A 17,555-nucleotide genomic window follows, 5' to 3' on the forward strand; every position below is an offset into this window, starting at 1 on the left:
TGGACTAACGTCCAGAATGACCAGACGACAGCACAGGCTGAATAGATTAATCTAGCGCGGTTTTTTTGCCCGCCTTTCGGAGCCCTCCCCTATGCCCACTCGTGAGATCCGCCATCCGCTGATCCGCCACAAGCTTGGCCTGATGCGCCGTGCCGATATCAGCACCAAAAATTTTCGCGAACTCGCCCAGGAAGTCGGCGCGCTCCTGACGTATGAAGCCACCCAGGACCTGCCCCTCGAAACCTACGAGATCGACGGCTGGTGTGGCAAGGTCTCGGTTGAAAAAATCGCCGGCAAGAAGATCACCGTAGTACCGATCCTGCGCGCCGGCATCGGCATGCTCGACGGCGTGCTCAGCCTGATCCCGGGTGCCAAGGTCAGCGCCGTCGGCGTTGCCCGAAACGAAGAAACCCTCGAAGCCCACACCTACCTGGAAAAGCTCGCGCCGGACATCAACCAGCGCCTGGCCCTGATCATCGACCCGATGCTGGCCACCGGCGGCTCGATGGTTGCCACCATCGACCTGCTGAAAAAGGCCGGCTGCAAAGAGATTCGCGCCATGGTGCTGGTCGCCGCACCAGAAGGCATCGAGGTGGTGGAAAAAGCCCACCCGGACGTGAAGATCTACACCGCCTCGATCGACCAGCGCCTGAACGAGCACGGCTACATCGTGCCAGGCCTGGGTGATGCCGGTGACAAGATCTTCGGCACCAAGCAAAAGGACGCCTGACCATGCAGGACGGCTTCAACGACCCGCTCTGGCGCCAGGTCGTTTCGGGCGCGCAGATGCTCTTCGTGGCATTCGGCGCGCTGGTGCTGATGCCCCTGATCACCGGCCTCGACCCGAACGTCGCGCTGTTCACCGCCGGCATCGGCACCCTGCTATTCCAGCTGGTCACCGGACGTCAGGTACCGGTGTTCCTGGCCTCGAGCTTTGCCTTCATCACGCCGATCATCCTCGCCAAAGGCCAGTTCGGCCTGGCCGAGACCATGGGCGGCGTAATGGCTGCTGGCTTCGTGTACACCTTCATGGGCCTGATGGTAAAAATCAACGGCACCGGTTTCATCGACCGCATGCTACCGCCGGTGGTGATCGGCCCGGTGATCATCTCCATCGGCCTGGCCATGGCACCGATCGCCGCCAACATGGCGATGGGCAAAGGTGGGGACGGTACGGCGCTGATGCCATACAAGACGGCCATGCTGATCTCGATGCCAGCGCTGCTGACAACCTTGATCGTTGCCGTATTCGGCAAGGGCATTTTCCGCCTGGTGCCCATCATCTCCGGCGTGCTGGTGGGCTTTGCCCTGTCGTTCGCCTTTGGCGTGGTCGACACCGCCAGGATCGCTGCCGCACCGTGGCTGGAAATCCCCAATTTCACCGCCCCTGCGTTCAACTGGCAGGCCATTCTGTTCATCGTCCCGGTTGCGCTGGCGCCGGCGATCGAGCATATCGGCGGGGTGATTGCAGTGGGCAGCGTGACCGGCCGTGACTACCTGAAGAAGCCTGGCCTGCACCGGACGTTGCTGGGCGACGGCCTGGCGACTACTGCAGCCGGCCTGTTCGGCGGCCCGCCCAACACCACCTATGCCGAAGTGACCGGCGCGGTGATGCTGACCAAGAACTACAACCCGAAGATCATGACCTGGGCGGCGGTCTTCGCCATTACCCTGGCGTTCATCGGCAAGTTCGGCGCGCTGCTGCAGAGCATCCCGGTGCCGGTGATGGGCGGTATTCTGTGCCTGCTGTTCGGCTCGATTGCAGCGGTGGGCATGAACACCATGATCCGCCACAAGATTGACCTGGGCGAAGCACGCAACCTGGTGATCGTCTCGGTGACACTGGTGTTCGGTATCGGCGGCGTGCTGATCGGCAGCGGTGACGGCCCGGATGACTGGGGCCTGAAGGGCATCGCCCTGTGCGCCATTGTGGCTATTGCGCTGAACCTGATTCTGCCGGGTAATGACAGCTGGAAGCACAAGAAGCTGGATGTATAAACGGTCGGTAGGGGCCGCAAGGCGGCCCCTTCGATTCAGGCCTTTTCACTCATATCAGCCAACACCCTCACCCACTCCGAGTGATCATTCAGGCACGGCACCAGCACCAGCTCCCGGCCACCCGCCTCGACAAACTGCTCGCTGCCACGCATGCCTATCTCTTCCAGCGTCTCGATGCAATCCGCCACAAATGCCGGGCACATCACCAGCAGCTTCTTCACACCGGCCTTGGCCAGTTCATCCAACCGCGTCTCGGTGTAGGGTTCGATCCACTTGTCCCGGCCCAGCCGCGACTGGAACGATACCGACCACTTGCCATCAGGTATGCCCATTTTCTGCGCAAAGGCTTTGGCCGTAGCCAGGCATTGCCCGCGATAGCAAACCGAACGTACTTCGGCGGTTGCACCGTGGCAGCAATCGGCAGCACGCAGGTCGTGCTTGACCCCTTTCGGAAACAGCTTTTTCAGGTGCCGTTCCGGCAAACCATGGAAGCTCAGCAGCAGGTGGTCGTAACCCGTCTCAAGGTACGGCCGGGCACTGGCAGCCAGTGCCTCGATGTACGCCGGGTGCTCGTAGAACGGCTGCAGCACACGCATCTGCAACGGCAACTGACGCTCGCTGACGGTCTGTTTTGCCAGCTCGACCACCGTGGTCACCGTGCTGTCGGCGAACTGTGGATAAAGCGGCGCCAAAGTCACCTTGCGCACACCTTGGGCGGCCAGCCGCTCCAACACATCAGGCAACGCTGGCTGGCCGTAGCGCATGGCAATTTCCACTGGGCCATGGGGCCAGTGCTCGACCATCGCTGCCTGCAGGCGACGGGTCAGCACAACCAGAGGCGAGCCCTCCTCCCACCATATCGAAGCGTAGGCGTGTGCCGACTGCTCTGGCCGCTTGATCAGGATCAGCGACACCAGCAAGCGCCGCACCGGCCACGGCAGGTCGACCACGTACGGGTCCATGAGGAACTGGTTGAGGTAACGGCGCACATCGGCCACCGAGGTGGAGGCCGGGGAACCCAGGTTGACCAGCAGCAGGGCGTGATCGGTCATGCAGCGTCCTATGTCAGAGGCCACTGGACAGGTTGTCCAGCGCCGATTGCAGATCGTTGAAGCGGAAGGTGAAGCCGGCTTCCAGCAAGCGTACCGGGCGCGCCCGCTGGCCTCCCAGCAGCAAGGTGGACATCTCGCCAAGCCCGGCCTTGAGCAGCAATGCCGGCACTGGCAACAGCGCCGGCCGATGCAGGGCGCGGCCCAGTCGCCTGGCAAACTCACGGTTGCGCACAGGCTCCGGCGCGCAGGCATTATAAGGACCGCTGGCATCCTTGTGCTGCAAGAGAAAATCAATCAGGGCGACCTGGTCGTCTATATGAACCCAGGGCATCCACTGCCGCCCATTGCCCAAAGGCCCGCCCACCCCCAGCTTGAAGGGTATGCGCAGGCGCGACAAAAAGCCGCCATCGCTGGCCAGCACCAGGCCAGTACGGACCAGTACCACGCGGATCCCCTGCGCTTGCGAACGCTGGGCGGTCTCTTCCCAGGCAATGCACAACTGGCTGGCGAAATCTTCACGCACCGGGGGTGAAGCCTCGGTCAGTTCGCGTTCGCCACCGTCTCCGTACCAACCTACCGCAGAGCCGGAGATCAACACCTCCGGGCGCTGCTCACGGGTGCCCAACCAAGCCAGCAATTGCTCGGTAAGGGTGACACGGCTGGCCCACAGCACATTGCGCCGGGCGGCCGTCCAGGGCCTGTCGGCAATCGGCGCACCCGCAAGGTTGACCACCGCATCAAGATGATCGTCGGCCTCCAACTGCTCCAGGCGCGCGATACCGCGCACCCCGCTACCACAGATTTTTGCCACCTGTTCAGGACGCCTGCTCCAAACCGTAAGCCGATGCCCTTGGCCCAGCCAGTACTGGCACAGATGCTTGCCAATCAAACCGGTGCCACCTGTCAGCAATATATGCATGGCTGTGTCCTCGCAGAATGCGTCGGTGGTCTATTTTTAACAGCAAGGCACTTTTTTGACCCGACGCTCTCGGATAAACATAGGCCAACCTGCCCGCTAACACGGAATAACCTTATACAGAATTTTTGCATTGTACAGGTTTGCCTGACAGCGTAGTCTGCTCACAGCAAGGTTTGAAGAGGCCATCATGACAATACCTATCGCCATCATCGGGGCCGGCATCGCCGGTTTGTCAGCCGCCCAGGCTTTGCAAAAGGCCGGGCAATCCGTGCACTTGTTCGACAAAGGCCACGGCAGTGGCGGGCGCATGGCCAGCAAGCGCAGCGAAGCCGGCGCGCTCGACCTGGGCGCACAGTACTTCACTGCCCGTGACCGACGCTTTGTCGATCAGGTGCAGCAATGGGTGGCCGCCGGCTGGGCCGAACAATGGAAGCCTCAACTGTATAACTACCGTGACGGCGAACTCACCCCTTCCCCTGACGAGCAGACGCGCTGGGTAGGCGTGCCACGCATGAGCGCCATTACCCGCGGCTTGCTCAAGGACGTCACGGTCAACTTCGGCTGCCGCATAGCGGAAGTGTTTCGCGGCAAGCAGTACTGGCACCTGCAAGATACCGAAGGTTGCAGCCACGGCCCCTACAGCCGTGTGGTCATCGCCGTACCGGCACCGCAGGCCACGCCACTTCTGGCCGCCACACCGAAGCTGGCGGCCGTGGCCGCTGGCGTGCAAATGGAACCTACCTGGGCCGTGGCCCTCGCCTTCCAGGCACCGCTGGATACGCCAATGCAAGGCTGCTTCGTGCAGGACAACCCGCTGGACTGGCTGGCCCGCAATCGCAGCAAGCCCGGCCGCGACGAGCACCTGGACACCTGGGTACTGCACGCGACGTCAGACTGGAGCCGGCAACACATCGACCTGCCCAAGGAAGAAGTGATCGAACAGTTGTGGGGTGAATTCGCCGAACTGGTCGGCTGCGTGGTACCGCCGCCCACCTTCTCCCTGGCTCACCGCTGGCTCTATGCCCGCCCCAGTAGCAACCATGAGTGGGGCGCACTGGCCGATGCCGACCAGGGCTTGTACGCCTGTGGGGACTGGTGCCTGTCCGGCCGCGTCGAAGGCGCATGGCTCAGTGGCCAGGAAGCGGCGCGGCGCTTGCTCGAACACCTTGAGTGATGCCGAACTATACAAAAATACTAGTTTGCATAACTTCAGCGCTGTGCTGAAATAAACCTGTACAAGTTTCGAGTCACGTACAGGTTTATTTTCGGAGGCAGCCATGCACGACCCTTCCGCCCACCGCAAGCCGCGTATCGCCATCAGCGCCTGCCTGACCGGGCACAGCGTGCGCTACAACGGCGGCCACAAGGCCTCCGACCTGTGCCGTAAACAACTGGAACAGCACTTCGACTGGCTACCTGTATGTCCGGAAGTGGCAATCGGCCTGGGTGTTCCGCGCGACCCGATTCGCCTGGTCGGCAACCCCGAGCAACCCGAAGTGGTCGGCACCCGCGACCCCGGCAAGGACCTGACCGACCCGCTGCGCACCTATGGCGAGCAGATGGCCAACGAACTTGACGACATCTGCGGCTACATCTTCATGCAGAAGTCACCTTCTTGCGGCCTGGAACGGGTAAAGGTTTATCAGGACAATGGCCACCCGGCCGTGCATGGTGGGCGCGGCGTCTATGCCCAGGCTTTCTGTGCATTGCGCCCGGACCTGCCAGTAGAGGAAGAAGGCCGCCTGCATGACCCCGTGCTGCGCGAGAACTTCATAAGCCGCGTTTACGCCTACGCCGACTGGCAGCGCCTGCTGGCCGAGGGCCTAAACCGTGGCGCGCTGGTACGCTTTCATTCGCGCTACAAGTATTTGCTGATGGCCAATAACCCCCAGGCCTATCGCACCCTCGGCCGCCTGCTTGGCAGCATGAGCAAGGCTGATGAACCACAGAGCATCGGCCCGCGCTATTTCAGCCAGCTGATGCAAGCCCTGCGCCGCTGCGCGAGCCGCGGCACCCACAGTAACGTGCTGCAGCACCTGAGCGGTTACTTCAAGGATGCCCTGACGCAGCAGGACAAGGCCGAGTTGCAGGCAGTCATCGGCCAATACCAACAAGGCGTGGTACCACTGGTAGTGCCACTGACCTTGCTCAAACACCATTTGCGCAAGCACCCAGACCCCTACCTGCAGCAACAAGCCTACCTGCAGCCGCACCCCGAGAGCCTGGGCTTGCGCAATGCGGTCTGAGGACTTGCTGCCCATCGGCGAACTTGCCCGTCGCACCGGCGTAAACCCGGTCACCCTGCGCGCCTGGGAGCGCCGGTATGGGTTGCTCAAGCCACAGCGCACCGCCAAGGGGCATCGCCTGTACCCACTTGAGCAGGTCGAACGCGTCGAGGCGGTCCTGGCTTGGCTGCAGCGTGGCGCGTCGGTCGGCCAAGTCCGCGAGTTGCTCGACAAACCCGCCAGCACCCCACCGAAGGGGGACTGGCAAGCCAGGCAATTCCAGCTGATCGAAGCCATCGCCGGCCTTTCACAGCGCGCCCTCGACCAGCAACTTAACCAGGCCATGGCGCTGTACCCGGCAGTCACCCTGTGCGAACAACTGCTGCTGCCGCTGCTCGACATGCTCGACCAGCGCTGGCGCAATTACTTCAACGCTCGGCTGGAGCAGGTGTTTTTCCACAGCTGGCTGCGCAGCAAGCTCGGTGCCCGCGTGTACCACGACAACCAGCTGCTGCAAGGGCCCGCCGTGTTGCTGGCCGAAGACAGCGAACGCACCTTCAGCCCAGACTTATGGTTGTGCGCCTGGCTGCTCACCAGCAATGGCTTCCCGGTCGAGGTGCTCGAGCAGCCCGTCGCAGGCCCGCAATTGCTAAGCGCCGTCAACACGCTCAAACCACGCGCCTTACTCCTGCACTTGGGCCCACGCATCGACGACAAGGCGTTGCTGCGCACCCTGCAAGGCTTACCAATCCCCAAGCTGTTGGGTGGTGCCACGCTGGCGCTGCATGAAGCCCGCTTGAAGGCTTTTGAGCTACCCGACCTTTTCCTGTTCGACACCCCGCAGGCGGCATTGCGCGTGCTTCAAGCCCATGATCGACAGCCTGTAGAGATAAATGCCCCATGCACCTGACCTGGCTGCGCAGCGACCTGCGTATCGATGACAACACTGCACTCAGCGCCTCCACCGAGCGCGGCCCGACCATCGCCCTGTGGCTGGTCAGCCCCGGACAATGGCAAGCCCATGACGATGCCGACTGCAAAGTCGACTTCTGGCTGCGTAACCTGCATGACCTGCGCCAATCACTGGAAAAGCTGAACATACCCCTGCTGATCCGCACAATCGATACCTGGGACCAGGCGCCACAGGCGGTGCTCGATGTCTGTCGCCAACATCAGGTGCAAAGCGTGCACTGGAACGAGGAGTACGGCATCAATGAGCAGCGCCGGGATGATGCCACCCGGGCACTGCTGGAAAAGTCGGCCATCCAGGCGCACAGCTACCTCGACCAGCTGTTCTTCCGTCCGGGCACCGTACTGACTCGCAGTGGCGATTACTTCCAGGTGTTCAGCCAGTTCAAGAAAACCTGCCTGGAGCATCTGCACCGCAGCCTGCCGGCCCTGGCAGGGCGGGTGAAGCGCCAGGCCCCGCTGAACATCGGCAGCGACCCGATCCCGCAACACGTAGAGGGATTCGGAAAAACCACGCACGCACTGCGCGACCACTGGCCAGCAAGTGAGGCTGAGGCACAGTCCCGTCTGTCACGCTTCCTCGACGAAACCATCGACGACTACCAGCACTTGCGTGATTTGCCAGCCAAGCCCGGCACCAGCCAGCTTTCCCCCTACCTGGCCGCCGGCGTGATTTCGCCCCGCCAATGCTTGCACGGTGCACTGGCCAGCAACCGGGGCGAGTTCGACAGTGGCAGCATGGGCGTGCAGACCTGGATAAACGAGCTACTCTGGCGGGAGTTCTACAAGCACATCCTGAGCGGTTATCCACAGGTCTCGCGCCACCGCGCCTTCCGCGCCCAAACCGAAGCCTTGCCCTGGCGTGACGCCCCGGCAGACCTGGAGGCCTGGGAGCAGGGCCGCACCGGCTTCCCGATCATCGATGCCGCCATGCGCCAGTTGCTGCACACCGGGTGGATGCACAACCGCTTGCGCATGATCGTGGCCATGTTCCTCAGCAAGAACCTGCTGATTGACTGGCGCAAGGGCGAGCGACACTTCATGCGAAACCTGATAGACGGCGATCTGGCCGCCAACAACGGGGGTTGGCAGTGGAGTGCGTCCACCGGCACCGATGCGGTGCCCTATTTCCGTATCTTCAACCCGGTTTCGCAGTCGCAGCGCTTCGATCCTCAGGGGCATTTCATTCGCCACTGGGTACCAGAACTACAAGCACTCGATGAAAAAGCCATCCATCAGCCCATTAAATCGACGGACCTTTTCGGTAATACTTCTTACCTAAGTCCAATCGTAGATCTCAGCAGCAGTCGCCAGCGGGCCCTGGAAGCGTTCAAAGGGCTGCCACGCCGGCAGAATTAGGGGATAACGTCTTGATTAACTCACGCAGTTTCTGGGTTACGGGCGCAAGCAACGGACTTGGCTTGGCTTTGGTGGAGCGGATGCTCGATGAAGGACATCGCGTTGCCGCGAGTGGCAAGGATAGCGATGCACTGGATGATTTGGGGACACGCTACGGCAGCCAATTGTTGCGTTTGCCTTGGCAGTTGCAGGAAGAACAACACGTCACCCATGCGTGCCAACAAATTTGCCATGCCTGGTGTTCGCTGGACGGGCTGATCCTCAACACCGGCACCACCGATTACCTGCCAGACAATGCCAGTGACAGTGAACTGATCGAAGCGATCGTCACTACCAACCAGCTGGCCGCAGAGCATTGCCTGAGCAAAGCGCTGCCGTTGCTGGAAAAGGGTCGGTCGCCGCAGGTGATGGCGCTTTTCAACCGCTATTCGGCGTTGCAGCTGTTTGCACCGACACAGGTGACTGCGGGCTGGAACAATTTGCCGCAATGGATGCGTGAGCAACGCAAGGCCCTTGAGGACCAAGGGGTAGCACTGACCATTGTAGGGCCACAATCGTTGAAGGTTACGCTAACGTCGGCACAGGCGATACCGGAGGAGTGGACGCCCGGCAGTGCCGCAGAGGAGTTGCTGCGGCGTTGGCCTCAGAGAGAACCCGAACTGATCCTGGAGACGCTGGACCTCAGTAGCCTGTGGCCGCTGGCGCGTTAACACCTGAAATCAGCATTACCGTCTTCGCGGGGAAACCCGCTCCTGCAAATTACCCAGACCTTGAGTGCTGTGGTATGCCGGCAGGAGCGGGCATTGCCCGCGAAGTGGCGAATGCAGGCGAACTCAGAGCGCCATTCTGTAATGCAGGCTGTAGCTTTCTACACCATCATTGGGCTCTTTGATGCCCGCGTTGGAATAGTGAATCGCCCGCACCCCAATCTCATGCCCGCCGGCAAAGCGCAAACCAAAGCCGATGCGGTCCTCAAACTGGAAAGCCGAACCCAGCTCGTTGCTTTCCAGCTCGGTGCTGGAGAACGCCGCTACCCCTATCCCGGCTTCGATGTAAGGCTTCACCGACTCCCCGGCAAATTCATAGACGAACACGGGCGCGAAGGACAGGCTGTGATTGCTTGCGGTCTCGTCGCCATCCCAGTAGGTGTAGGCCCCATCCCAATAGCCGGTCAGCCGACCAACGCTGGTCTGCCACCAACTCGCATCCCAATTCGATTGCAGCCCTAGCCGGTAAACCATTGTCGAATCGCCGGTCTGCCCCACCGAAAACGAAACATCGGCAGCTTGTGCCGACATCGCTTGCCCCAAAACAAAGGCAGCAGCCGCTGCCAAGCCGAGCAGTTTCCTCATAAGAAACATCCTTCTTTCTGATGCTGTTGTTAGTGTCCGCCTCATCTCAGGCAAAGCGGTAGAAAGCAGAAGTGGAACGATAGTTCAGCCTTTTTTCACGTTTTTTTCACAACGCAAAGCTTTGCACATCGTCGGACTTATGCCACAGCACAGGTAGGATTTTTCTTAAGGCTTCTGGGTCAGCGCTTGTCCAGAAGCGTGCAGCGCCGGCCGGGCCTTCGGCCAATAGATCATTGGCACCCAGCAGCCGTCGCAACTGACGCGCCACGGCCGCGCCGGTGTCGATGATGGCCACGTCATCCGGGACAATGCCGGCCAGCAATGGGCGAAGAAAAGGGTAATGGGTGCAGCCGAGGATCAGCGTATCGCAACCTGCAGCCAGTAGCGGCTGCACATAACCTTGCAGCAGCTGGCGCACCGCTGGGCTTACAAGGTCACCGGCTTCGATCAGCTCGACCAGCCCCGGGCAAGGCTGGGTAATAACCTGTACGTTGTTGGCGAAGCGGTCGAGCAAGGCTGCGAACTTGGCACTCTGCAGGGTACCGGTGGTGGCCAGCACACCGACCACGCCCGAGCGGGTGGCTGCCGCTGCAGGCTTGACGGCCGGTTCCATGCCCACCAACGGCCAGGACGGATACAACTCGCGCAGGTCGGCCACTGCCGCCACCGTGGCAGTGTTGCAGGCCAACACCATGGCCTTTGCGCCTTGTTCATGGAAGAACCCGGCAATGTGCCGGCAGCGCTCGCGGATATAGTCCGGCGACTTCTCACCGTAGGGTATATGCCCGCAATCGCCCACATACAGCAACGTTTCGTTGGGCAGCAGGCGCTGGATCTCGGCCAGCACCGACAAACCGCCAACCCCCGAGTCCATGACGCCGACCGGCGCAGAGCGCTCAGCCATCGCGCTTGCCACAGACCGTGCACGCCGGGTCGCGCTTGACACGAAGCTCGCGGATACGGGTGCCGAGGGCATCGATCAACAGCAAGCGGCCGACCAACGGCTCACCGAAGCCAGCCAGCAGCTTCATCGCCTCCAGCGCCTGCAGGCTACCCACCAGCCCCACCAGCGGGCCAATGACGCCAGCTTCGCTGCAGGTCAGTTCGGCTTCGCTACCATGCCCGTACAGGCAGTGGTAGCACGGGCTGTAGTCGCGCCGCGGGTCGAACACCGACAGTTGACCCTCCAGACGGATTGCCGCTCCGCTGACCAGCGGCTTGCCGGCGGCGACACAGGCAGCGTTGACCGCCTCGCGGGTAGAGAAATTGTCGGAGCAGTCCAGTACCAGGTCGACTGCCGCCACCGCAGCCGTCAGCGAGTCCTCGTCCAGTGCCTGGCGGTGAGCAACCAGGCTGACTTCCGGGTTGATTGCCTGCAAGCGCTGCAAGGCAGAGTCGACCTTGCTCATGCCGACGCTGGCACTGTCGTGGATGACCTGGCGTTGCAGGTTGGTCAGGTCGACGGTGTCGAAGTCGGCCAGATGCAGCTCACCCACGCCAGCGGCGGCCAGGTACAGGGCGACTGGCGAGCCCAGGCCACCCAGCCCGATGATCAGCGCTTTGCTCTGCTTGAGCCGCAGCTGGCCATCGATGTCGATCTGGGACAGCAGCACCTGGCGGCTGTAACGCAGCAGTTCCTGATCACTCAGCATGGCAGTCGCCCCAGGGTAATGCGTTCATGGCCGCCCAGGTCCGTGCGGCTGGCCACCTCGATAAAGCCATGTTCAGCCAGCAGAGCACGTACCGCTGCCGCCTGATCGTAGCCATGTTCCAGCAGCAGCCAACCACCTGGCAACAAGTGCGCGGGGGCCTGGGCGGCGATCACGCGAAGGTCGTCCAGGCCATCGGCACCGGCCACCAGGGCACTGCTGGGCTCAAAGCGCACGTCGCCGGCCACCAGGTGCGGGTCTTCAGCGGCGATGTAGGGCGGGTTGCTGACAATGAGGTCGAAACGCTCCCCGGCCAGGCTGTCGAACCAGTGGCTTAGCCGTACCCGAGCGTTGGCCAGGCCTAACCGCTGGCGGTTGCGCTCGGCGAGGGCAGCAGCCTCCTCCACCCGGTCAACCGCTGTCACCTGCCAGGCCGGGCGTTCGCTGGCCAGCGCCAGAGCGATGGCCCCCGTACCCGTACCCAGGTCGAGAACCTTGGCTGGCGAAGCGGGTTGCAGCTCAAGCGCCGTCTCGACCAGCAGTTCGGTATCCGGCCGCGGGATCAGGGTATGCGGCGCAACCTCCAGGTCGATCTTCCAGAAGCCCTGCAGCCCAAGGATATAGGCCACTGGCTCGCCGCCACGGCGGCGCTGCAGGTAGCCGGCATAGGTCTCGGCATCTTCGCTGCTGACAATACGCTCGGGCCAGGTATGCAGGTAGCTGCGCGATTTACCGATGGCCGCAGCCAGCAGCAGTTCGGCATCCAGGCGCTCAGTGGGCGATTCAGGCAACTGCGCGTTGCGCAACAGGCTGGCGATGACAGTCATCAGTCCCCCAAGGCGGCCAGTTGATCGGCCTGGTATTCGGCCAGCAGCGGTTCGATCACCGCGTCTACGCCACCGCTGAGGATGTCGTCCAACGAATACAAGGTCAGGTTGATGCGGTGGTCGGTCACCCGCCCCTGTGGATAATTGTAGGTGCGGATGCGCTCGGAGCGGTCACCGGACCCCACCAGCAGCTTGCGCTCACTGGCAATGGCGTTCTGCGCGGCACTGGTCTGCATGTCGTTCAGCTTGGCCGACAGCCAGGACATGGCGCGGGCGCGGTTCTTGTGCTGCGAGCGCTCCTCCTGGCATTCGACCACGATACCGGTGGGCAAGTGGGTGATACGGATCGCCGAATCGGTCTTGTTGACGTGCTGGCCGCCGGCACCGGAGGCACGGTAGGTGTCCACGCGCAAGTCGGCCGGGTTGATTTCGATGGCGGCCTGCTCGTCCGGCTCGGGGAGCACCGCCACCGTGCACGCGGAAGTGTGGACACGGCCTTGGGACTCGGTCTCGGGCACACGCTGAACCCGGTGTGCACCGGACTCGAACTTGAGCTTGCCGTAGACATTCTCGCCCTCGACGCGGGCAATGATTTCCTTGTAGCCGCCGTGCTCGCCTTCGTTCTCGGACAAGATTTCCAGGCGCCAGCCGCGCTTTTCGGCGTAGCGCGAATACATGCGGAACAGGTCACCAGAGAAGATGGCTGCCTCGTCGCCACCCGTACCGGCGCGGATTTCCAGAAACACGTTGCGACCGTCGTTGGGGTCTTTGGGCAGCAGCATGCGCTGCAGCTGCGCCTCCAGCGTCAGCAGTTGCTCCTTGGCTTCACGCACCTCTTCCACGGCCATTTCACGCAGGTCCGGGTCACTGTCCTTGAGCAGCGCCTGGGCACCTTCGAGGTCGTCCTGGACTTTGCGCCACTCTTTATAAGCAGCGTAGACCGGCTCTACCTCGGCATACTCGCGGGAGTAGGCGCGAAAACGCGTCTGGTCGGAAATAACCTCGGCGTCACCGAGCAGGGCGGTGAGTTCTTCGAAACGGTCCTGGAGGATTTCCAGTTTGTTCAGCAGCGACGCTTTCATTGCGGGGATTTGTCCGTGGAGCCCTCATTGAGGGCAAAGAGTTCCTGGGCCATGGCCAGCGCATCGAGGCGGCCCTCGGCCGAGAGCTTTTTCAGCTGCACGCTGGGCGCATGCAGGAGTTTGTTGGTCAGGCCCCGGGCCAGCTGGGCCAGCACGTCTTCGGGGTTGCCGCCATTGGCCAGCAGGCGCAGGGCCTTTTGCAGTTCTTCGTCGCGAAGGCGCTCACTTTGCTGGCGATAGGCCCTGAGCACGTCCACTGCCGCCAGTTCGCGCAGGCGCAGCATGAAGTCTTCGGCGCCCACGGATACCAGCTCTTCGGCCGCCTGAGCCGCCCCCTGGCGGCTCTTGAGGTTTTCTGCCACTACATCGTGCAGGTCGTCGACGGTGTACAGGTAGACATCGTCCAGCTCGCCTACTTCGGTTTCGATATCGCGAGGTACAGCGATGTCGACCATGAAGATCGGCTTGTGTCGGCGCTGTTTCAGTGCGCTCTCGACCGCGCCCTTGCCCAGGATCGGCAACTGGCTGGCGGTGGAACTGATCACGATGTCACTGTTGGCCAGTTCCTGGGGGATGTCTGCCAGCAGCACGGCATGCGCACCGAACTGCTCGGCCAGGATGCTGGCGCGCTCCAGGGTGCGGTTGGCCACCACGATACGGCGTACGCCCTGCTCGTGCAGGTGGCGGGCGACCAGGGTGATGGTTTCGCCGGCACCGATCAGCAGGGCCTGGCTGCGGCCCAGGTCGGCGAAAATCTGCTTGGCCAGGCTGACCGCGGCGAACGCAACCGAAACCGGGTTTTCACCGATGGCCGTATCGGTACGCACCTGCTTGGCGGCGCTGAAGGTGGCCTGGAACAGGCGCCCAAGCAACGGCCCGACAGTACCGGCTTCGCGGGCCACGGCGTAGGCGGACTTCATCTGGCCCAGGATCTGAGGCTCGCCGAGAACCAGCGAGTCCAGGCCCGAGGCCACGCGCATCATGTGCTTCACGGCTTCGTGCTCTTCATGCACGTAGGCGCTGGCGCGCAGCTCGTCGAGGCTGAGGCGGTGATAGTCGGCCAGCCACTGCAGCACGGCGTCGGCGGACAGGTGGTCCTGCTCTATATAGAGCTCACTGCGGTTGCAGGTCGACAGGATCGCCGCCTCGCGGCTGGACGTCAGTCTGCAGAGCTGCTGCAGGGCGTCTACCAGCTGCTCTGGGGTAAACGCCACGCGCTCGCGTACGTCTACCGAGGCAGTCTTATGGTTGATACCAAGTGCAAGAAAGGCCATGCAAGGTCGCTGGTTGTGACGGGAAGCCGATAATTGTCCTCTTTCGCAGGTTTCAGGACAACCACCGTTCGCTATTGTGCTGATAGTCCTGCGGCTATCGCCGCTCGCGGGCCAGCATCAACGTTGATTTCAGGTTTCACTCCCGCTTTTGATCTTCGCGACTTCAGGAGGCCGGTGAGAGGGGATCCCGGAGCTCAGCGCAGGGGCCGGATGATGGGAGCGCAGCGTTTTTTGGTGGGCTTGCCCCGTGACAACGGACGCCAAGAAGCTGGTTACAGAGCTAACTGCCTTAAGCCTTTTGCGAAAAGGTGAGTCAGCGTCGCCATCGCAAATGACGGTTCGCCGAGTCAAAACAGACCACTTCGCTCCTTGCTTCTTGCTTCTTGCTTCTTGCTTCTTGCTTCTTGCTTCTTGCTTCTTGCTTCTTGCTTCTTGCTTCTTGGATGTGAGCATCCACATCAAGTAGGTATTCATTCGCGAAGGTGGCGCGTAGTCACCTTTCCGCCCTTCCGGCGGGTTACTTTGGTCGTGGCCAAAGTAACCAAAGCCGTCGGCTCCCATCATCCGGCCCCTACGCTACGCTCCGGGGTCCCCTCACTCCGGACTTGCTCCCGGGAGGACCGCGCTGCAGGCCCCATCCTGGGGCCCAGCGCTTGACGGGCATCCATGCCCGTCACCTCCCTCCGCAAGCCCTGCGCTCGGCCTCCTGAAGTCGCAATCTGCGTCGCCTGGACTACCGCGCGCTTAGAAGCAAAAGCCAAAGCAAGAGCAAGAGCAAGAGCAACGGCGTTCTTCCAGGTACACCAGGCCGAGGGCAGCCATGCCGGCGTATCCTTATCCAGATGACTGGGCAGAACCTCACCGAATGCATCGGCGGTGCCGGCCGATCACCGAATTCGCTTCTCGCTTTTGATCTTGCTTCTAAGCGCGCGGTAGGCCAGGCGACGCAGATTGCGACTTCAGGAGGCCGAGTGGAGGCATTGCGGAGGGAGATGACGGGCATGGATGCCCGTCAAGCGCTGAGGCCCCATGGATGGGGCCTGCAGCGCGTGCTCCCGGGAGCAAGGCCGGAGCGAGGGGACCCCGGAGCGCAGCGTAGGGGCCGGATGATGGGAGCCGACGGTTTTTGGTCCCTTTTTGCCACGACAAAAAGGGACCCGCCGTAAGGGCGGAAAGGTGAGTCGGCGTCGCCATCGCAAACGGACTGTACGCCCGATCAGAACCAGCGCTTAAGCTTGTGAGCTTTTGAGCTTTTGAGCTTTTGAGCTTTTGGGCCTTTGGGTTGTGCGCTTTCACATCAAGTAGACATTCATTCACGATGTAGGCGCCTATTCACCTTTCCGCCCTTCCGGCGGGTTACTTTGGTCGTGGCCAAAGTAACCAAAACCGTCGGCTCCTATCATCCGGCCCCTACGCTGCGCTCCGGGGTCCCCTCGCTCCGGGCTTGCTCCCGGGAGGACCGCGCTGCAGGCCCCATCCTGGGGCCCAGCGCTTGACGGGCATCCATGCCCGTCACCTCCCTCCGCAAGCCCTGCGCTCGGCCTCCTGAAGTCGCAATCTGCGTCGCCTGAACTACCGCGCGCTTAGAAGCCAAAGCAAGAGCAAGAGCAAGAGCAAGAGCTGGAGCTGGAGCTGGAACTGGAGCAGAAGCGACTGCCACGCATGGCATCACTTCCTCAATGGATCATCCCAGAAATGCCGCTCGGCCTCTTGCTGGATATCCGCCCGACTCAACCCCAAGTCGCGCAAGGTTGCATCACTGAGGCTGGCCAGCTCCTGACGCTGTCGGTACAACTGCAGCCAGCGCGCCGGACGCTGCAAGGCCGCATGCCACAGGTAGCTCAGGGAAAAGGCAGGTTGCTGGATGCTGCTGACATGACCTTTCATCGTGAAGCCCTCCGTGTTGATGGCCTCAGTCTCACGCCAGGCATAAGATCAATCCAACGAATGTTTCTGATGCGATGCATCTCGGAGATTGATGCAATGTCCCAGTACCAGAGCCTCGACGCGGACGTTCTGCGCACCTTCGTCGCCATTGCCGAGCAAGGCGGCTTTACCCGCGCAGGCGAAGTGGTCAACCGCACCCAGTCAGCGGTCAGCATGCAGATGAAACGCCTGGAAGAAGACATTCTGCAGCGCCAGCTATTCGAACGTGATGGCCGTCAGGTGCGGCTGACCGCCGAAGGCCAGGTACTGCTGGGGTATGCCCGACGCATTCTCAAGTTGCATGGCGAGGTGTTCAACACCCTGCGCATGCCACACATGGTTGGGCTGGTGCGCATCGGCACACCAGACGACTACGCCATGCGCTTCCTGCCGACCATCTTGTCGAGCTTTGCCCAAGCCTACCCGCTGGTGCAGGTGGAAGTGCATTGCGATTCGTCCAAGCAGTTGATGCTGCGCCAGGACCTGGACCTGACCATCGTCACCCGCGAGCCCGGCAACGAGATTGGCCAGTTGCTACGCCAGGAACGCCTGGTCTGGGCCGCGGCAGAAGGCTTTTGCCCGCACGAACAGCGGCCGATGCCGGTGGCGCTGTTCAACACCGACTGCTTCTGTCGCGCCTGGACCTGCAATGCGCTGGAGGCACAGGGCATCGATTACCGTATTGCCTACACCAGCCCAAGCCTGGCGGCAATCTTTGCCATCGTCACCGCCGGGCTGGCAGTGACCGCGCAGCTGCAGAGCCTGATCGGGGGCAACATCCGCATTCTGGGTGAGAGCGAAGGGCTGCCACAGTTGCCCATGGCCAATGTAATGCTGGTGCGCAGTACGCAGACCCCCTCGCCAATCACCGACTGCATGGCCGACTACATCGTTGAGGGTTTCAAGTGATCGAGGGCCAAAAA

At 62.0% G+C, this 17,555-nt stretch carries 17 protein-coding genes and 1 pseudogene; 9 read left to right on the forward strand and 9 right to left on the reverse strand.

Going from position 1 to position 17,555, the window contains the following annotated elements; all coding sequences use genetic code 11:
- Window positions 1-91 precede the first annotated feature (91 nt).
- Window positions 92-730 carry a uracil phosphoribosyltransferase gene (gene upp, locus AC3WLP_RS23725; RefSeq protein WP_003247366.1) on the forward strand — a complete coding sequence of 213 codons (639 nt, stop codon included), beginning with the start codon at window positions 92-94 and terminating at the stop codon, window positions 728-730.
- Window positions 731-732: 2 nt separating this feature from the next.
- Complete coding sequence (locus AC3WLP_RS23730; protein WP_070096898.1) at window positions 733-1,998, forward strand: uracil-xanthine permease family protein; 1,266 nt, start codon at window positions 733-735, stop codon at window positions 1,996-1,998.
- 35 nt (window positions 1,999-2,033) lie between these two features.
- On the opposite strand, the gene hemH is transcribed toward AC3WLP_RS23730, so the two are convergent.
- Window positions 2,034-3,050: a ferrochelatase gene (gene hemH / locus AC3WLP_RS23735; RefSeq protein WP_088513046.1), complete on the reverse strand. Its 1,017-nt coding sequence runs from the start codon at window positions 3,048-3,050 to the stop codon at window positions 2,034-2,036.
- Window positions 3,051-3,063: 13 nt separating this feature from the next.
- The gene (locus AC3WLP_RS23740) at window positions 3,064-3,969 is read right to left on the reverse strand and encodes a TIGR01777 family oxidoreductase (protein ID WP_012051189.1); all 906 of its coding nucleotides are present in this window, start codon (window positions 3,967-3,969) and stop codon (window positions 3,064-3,066) included.
- Between the two features lie 187 nt (window positions 3,970-4,156).
- Between AC3WLP_RS23740 and AC3WLP_RS23745 the strand changes: the two genes are divergently transcribed.
- The 5 genes from AC3WLP_RS23745 to AC3WLP_RS23765 all read left to right on the forward strand — a co-directional run bounded on the left by AC3WLP_RS23745 (window position 4,157) and on the right by AC3WLP_RS23765 (window position 9,232).
- Window positions 4,157-5,143 (forward strand): NAD(P)/FAD-dependent oxidoreductase, encoded by a 987-nt coding sequence (locus AC3WLP_RS23745; RefSeq protein WP_014755328.1) that lies wholly within the window; start codon window positions 4,157-4,159, stop codon window positions 5,141-5,143.
- A gap of 103 nt (window positions 5,144-5,246) precedes the next feature.
- Complete coding sequence (locus AC3WLP_RS23750) at window positions 5,247-6,215, forward strand: YbgA family protein (RefSeq protein WP_003247377.1); 969 nt, start codon at window positions 5,247-5,249, stop codon at window positions 6,213-6,215.
- The gene (locus AC3WLP_RS23755) at window positions 6,205-7,104 is read left to right on the forward strand and encodes a MerR family transcriptional regulator (protein ID WP_047605069.1); all 900 of its coding nucleotides are present in this window, start codon (window positions 6,205-6,207) and stop codon (window positions 7,102-7,104) included. The genes AC3WLP_RS23750 and AC3WLP_RS23755 overlap by 11 nt, the downstream gene beginning before the upstream one ends.
- Entirely contained in the window at window positions 7,095-8,522 is a 1,428-nt protein-coding gene (gene phrB, locus AC3WLP_RS23760) for a deoxyribodipyrimidine photo-lyase (RefSeq protein WP_088513047.1), read from the forward strand. Before AC3WLP_RS23755 ends, phrB begins: the two co-directional genes overlap by 10 nt.
- 11 nt (window positions 8,523-8,533) lie before the next feature.
- Entirely contained in the window at window positions 8,534-9,232 is a 699-nt protein-coding gene (locus tag AC3WLP_RS23765) for an SDR family oxidoreductase (protein WP_088513048.1), read from the forward strand.
- Between the two features lie 123 nt (window positions 9,233-9,355).
- Here AC3WLP_RS23765 and AC3WLP_RS23770 read toward each other — a convergent pair whose 3' ends face one another.
- The 6 genes from AC3WLP_RS23770 to hemA form a co-directional block, all read right to left on the reverse strand.
- Window positions 9,356-9,874 (reverse strand): acyloxyacyl hydrolase, encoded by a 519-nt coding sequence (locus AC3WLP_RS23770; protein WP_003247385.1) that lies wholly within the window; start codon window positions 9,872-9,874, stop codon window positions 9,356-9,358.
- 106 nt (window positions 9,875-9,980) lie between these two features.
- Complete coding sequence (murI, locus tag AC3WLP_RS23775; protein WP_088513049.1) at window positions 9,981-10,778, reverse strand: glutamate racemase; 798 nt, start codon at window positions 10,776-10,778, stop codon at window positions 9,981-9,983.
- Complete coding sequence (locus AC3WLP_RS23780) at window positions 10,771-11,526, reverse strand: molybdopterin-synthase adenylyltransferase MoeB (RefSeq protein ID WP_014755324.1); 756 nt, start codon at window positions 11,524-11,526, stop codon at window positions 10,771-10,773. The genes murI and AC3WLP_RS23780 overlap by 8 nt, the downstream gene beginning before the upstream one ends.
- Complete coding sequence (gene prmC / locus AC3WLP_RS23785; protein WP_004575885.1) at window positions 11,520-12,350, reverse strand: peptide chain release factor N(5)-glutamine methyltransferase; 831 nt, start codon at window positions 12,348-12,350, stop codon at window positions 11,520-11,522. The genes AC3WLP_RS23780 and prmC overlap by 7 nt, the downstream gene beginning before the upstream one ends.
- Complete coding sequence (prfA, locus tag AC3WLP_RS23790) at window positions 12,350-13,432, reverse strand: peptide chain release factor 1 (protein WP_003247392.1); 1,083 nt, start codon at window positions 13,430-13,432, stop codon at window positions 12,350-12,352. The genes prmC and prfA overlap by 1 nt, the downstream gene beginning before the upstream one ends.
- The gene (hemA, locus tag AC3WLP_RS23795) at window positions 13,429-14,706 is read right to left on the reverse strand and encodes a glutamyl-tRNA reductase (RefSeq protein ID WP_003247394.1); all 1,278 of its coding nucleotides are present in this window, start codon (window positions 14,704-14,706) and stop codon (window positions 13,429-13,431) included. Before hemA ends, prfA begins: the two co-directional genes overlap by 4 nt.
- A gap of 789 nt (window positions 14,707-15,495) precedes the next feature.
- Between hemA and AC3WLP_RS23800 the strand changes: the two are divergent.
- Window positions 15,496-15,601, forward strand: a pseudogene (locus AC3WLP_RS23800) (3-deoxy-7-phosphoheptulonate synthase); the annotation flags it as partial.
- Window positions 15,602-16,374: 773 nt separating this feature from the next.
- Here the strand turns inward: AC3WLP_RS23800 and AC3WLP_RS23805 are convergent.
- Window positions 16,375-16,593 (reverse strand): DUF1127 domain-containing protein, encoded by a 219-nt coding sequence (locus AC3WLP_RS23805; protein ID WP_003252881.1) that lies wholly within the window; start codon window positions 16,591-16,593, stop codon window positions 16,375-16,377.
- 96 nt (window positions 16,594-16,689) lie between these two features.
- Between AC3WLP_RS23805 and AC3WLP_RS23810 the strand changes: the two genes are divergently transcribed.
- Complete coding sequence (locus tag AC3WLP_RS23810; protein ID WP_003252879.1) at window positions 16,690-17,541, forward strand: LysR substrate-binding domain-containing protein; 852 nt, start codon at window positions 16,690-16,692, stop codon at window positions 17,539-17,541.
- The last annotated feature ends 14 nt before the right edge of the window (window positions 17,542-17,555 follow it).

It is taken from the genome of Pseudomonas sp. FW305-E2, assembly GCF_058782925.1.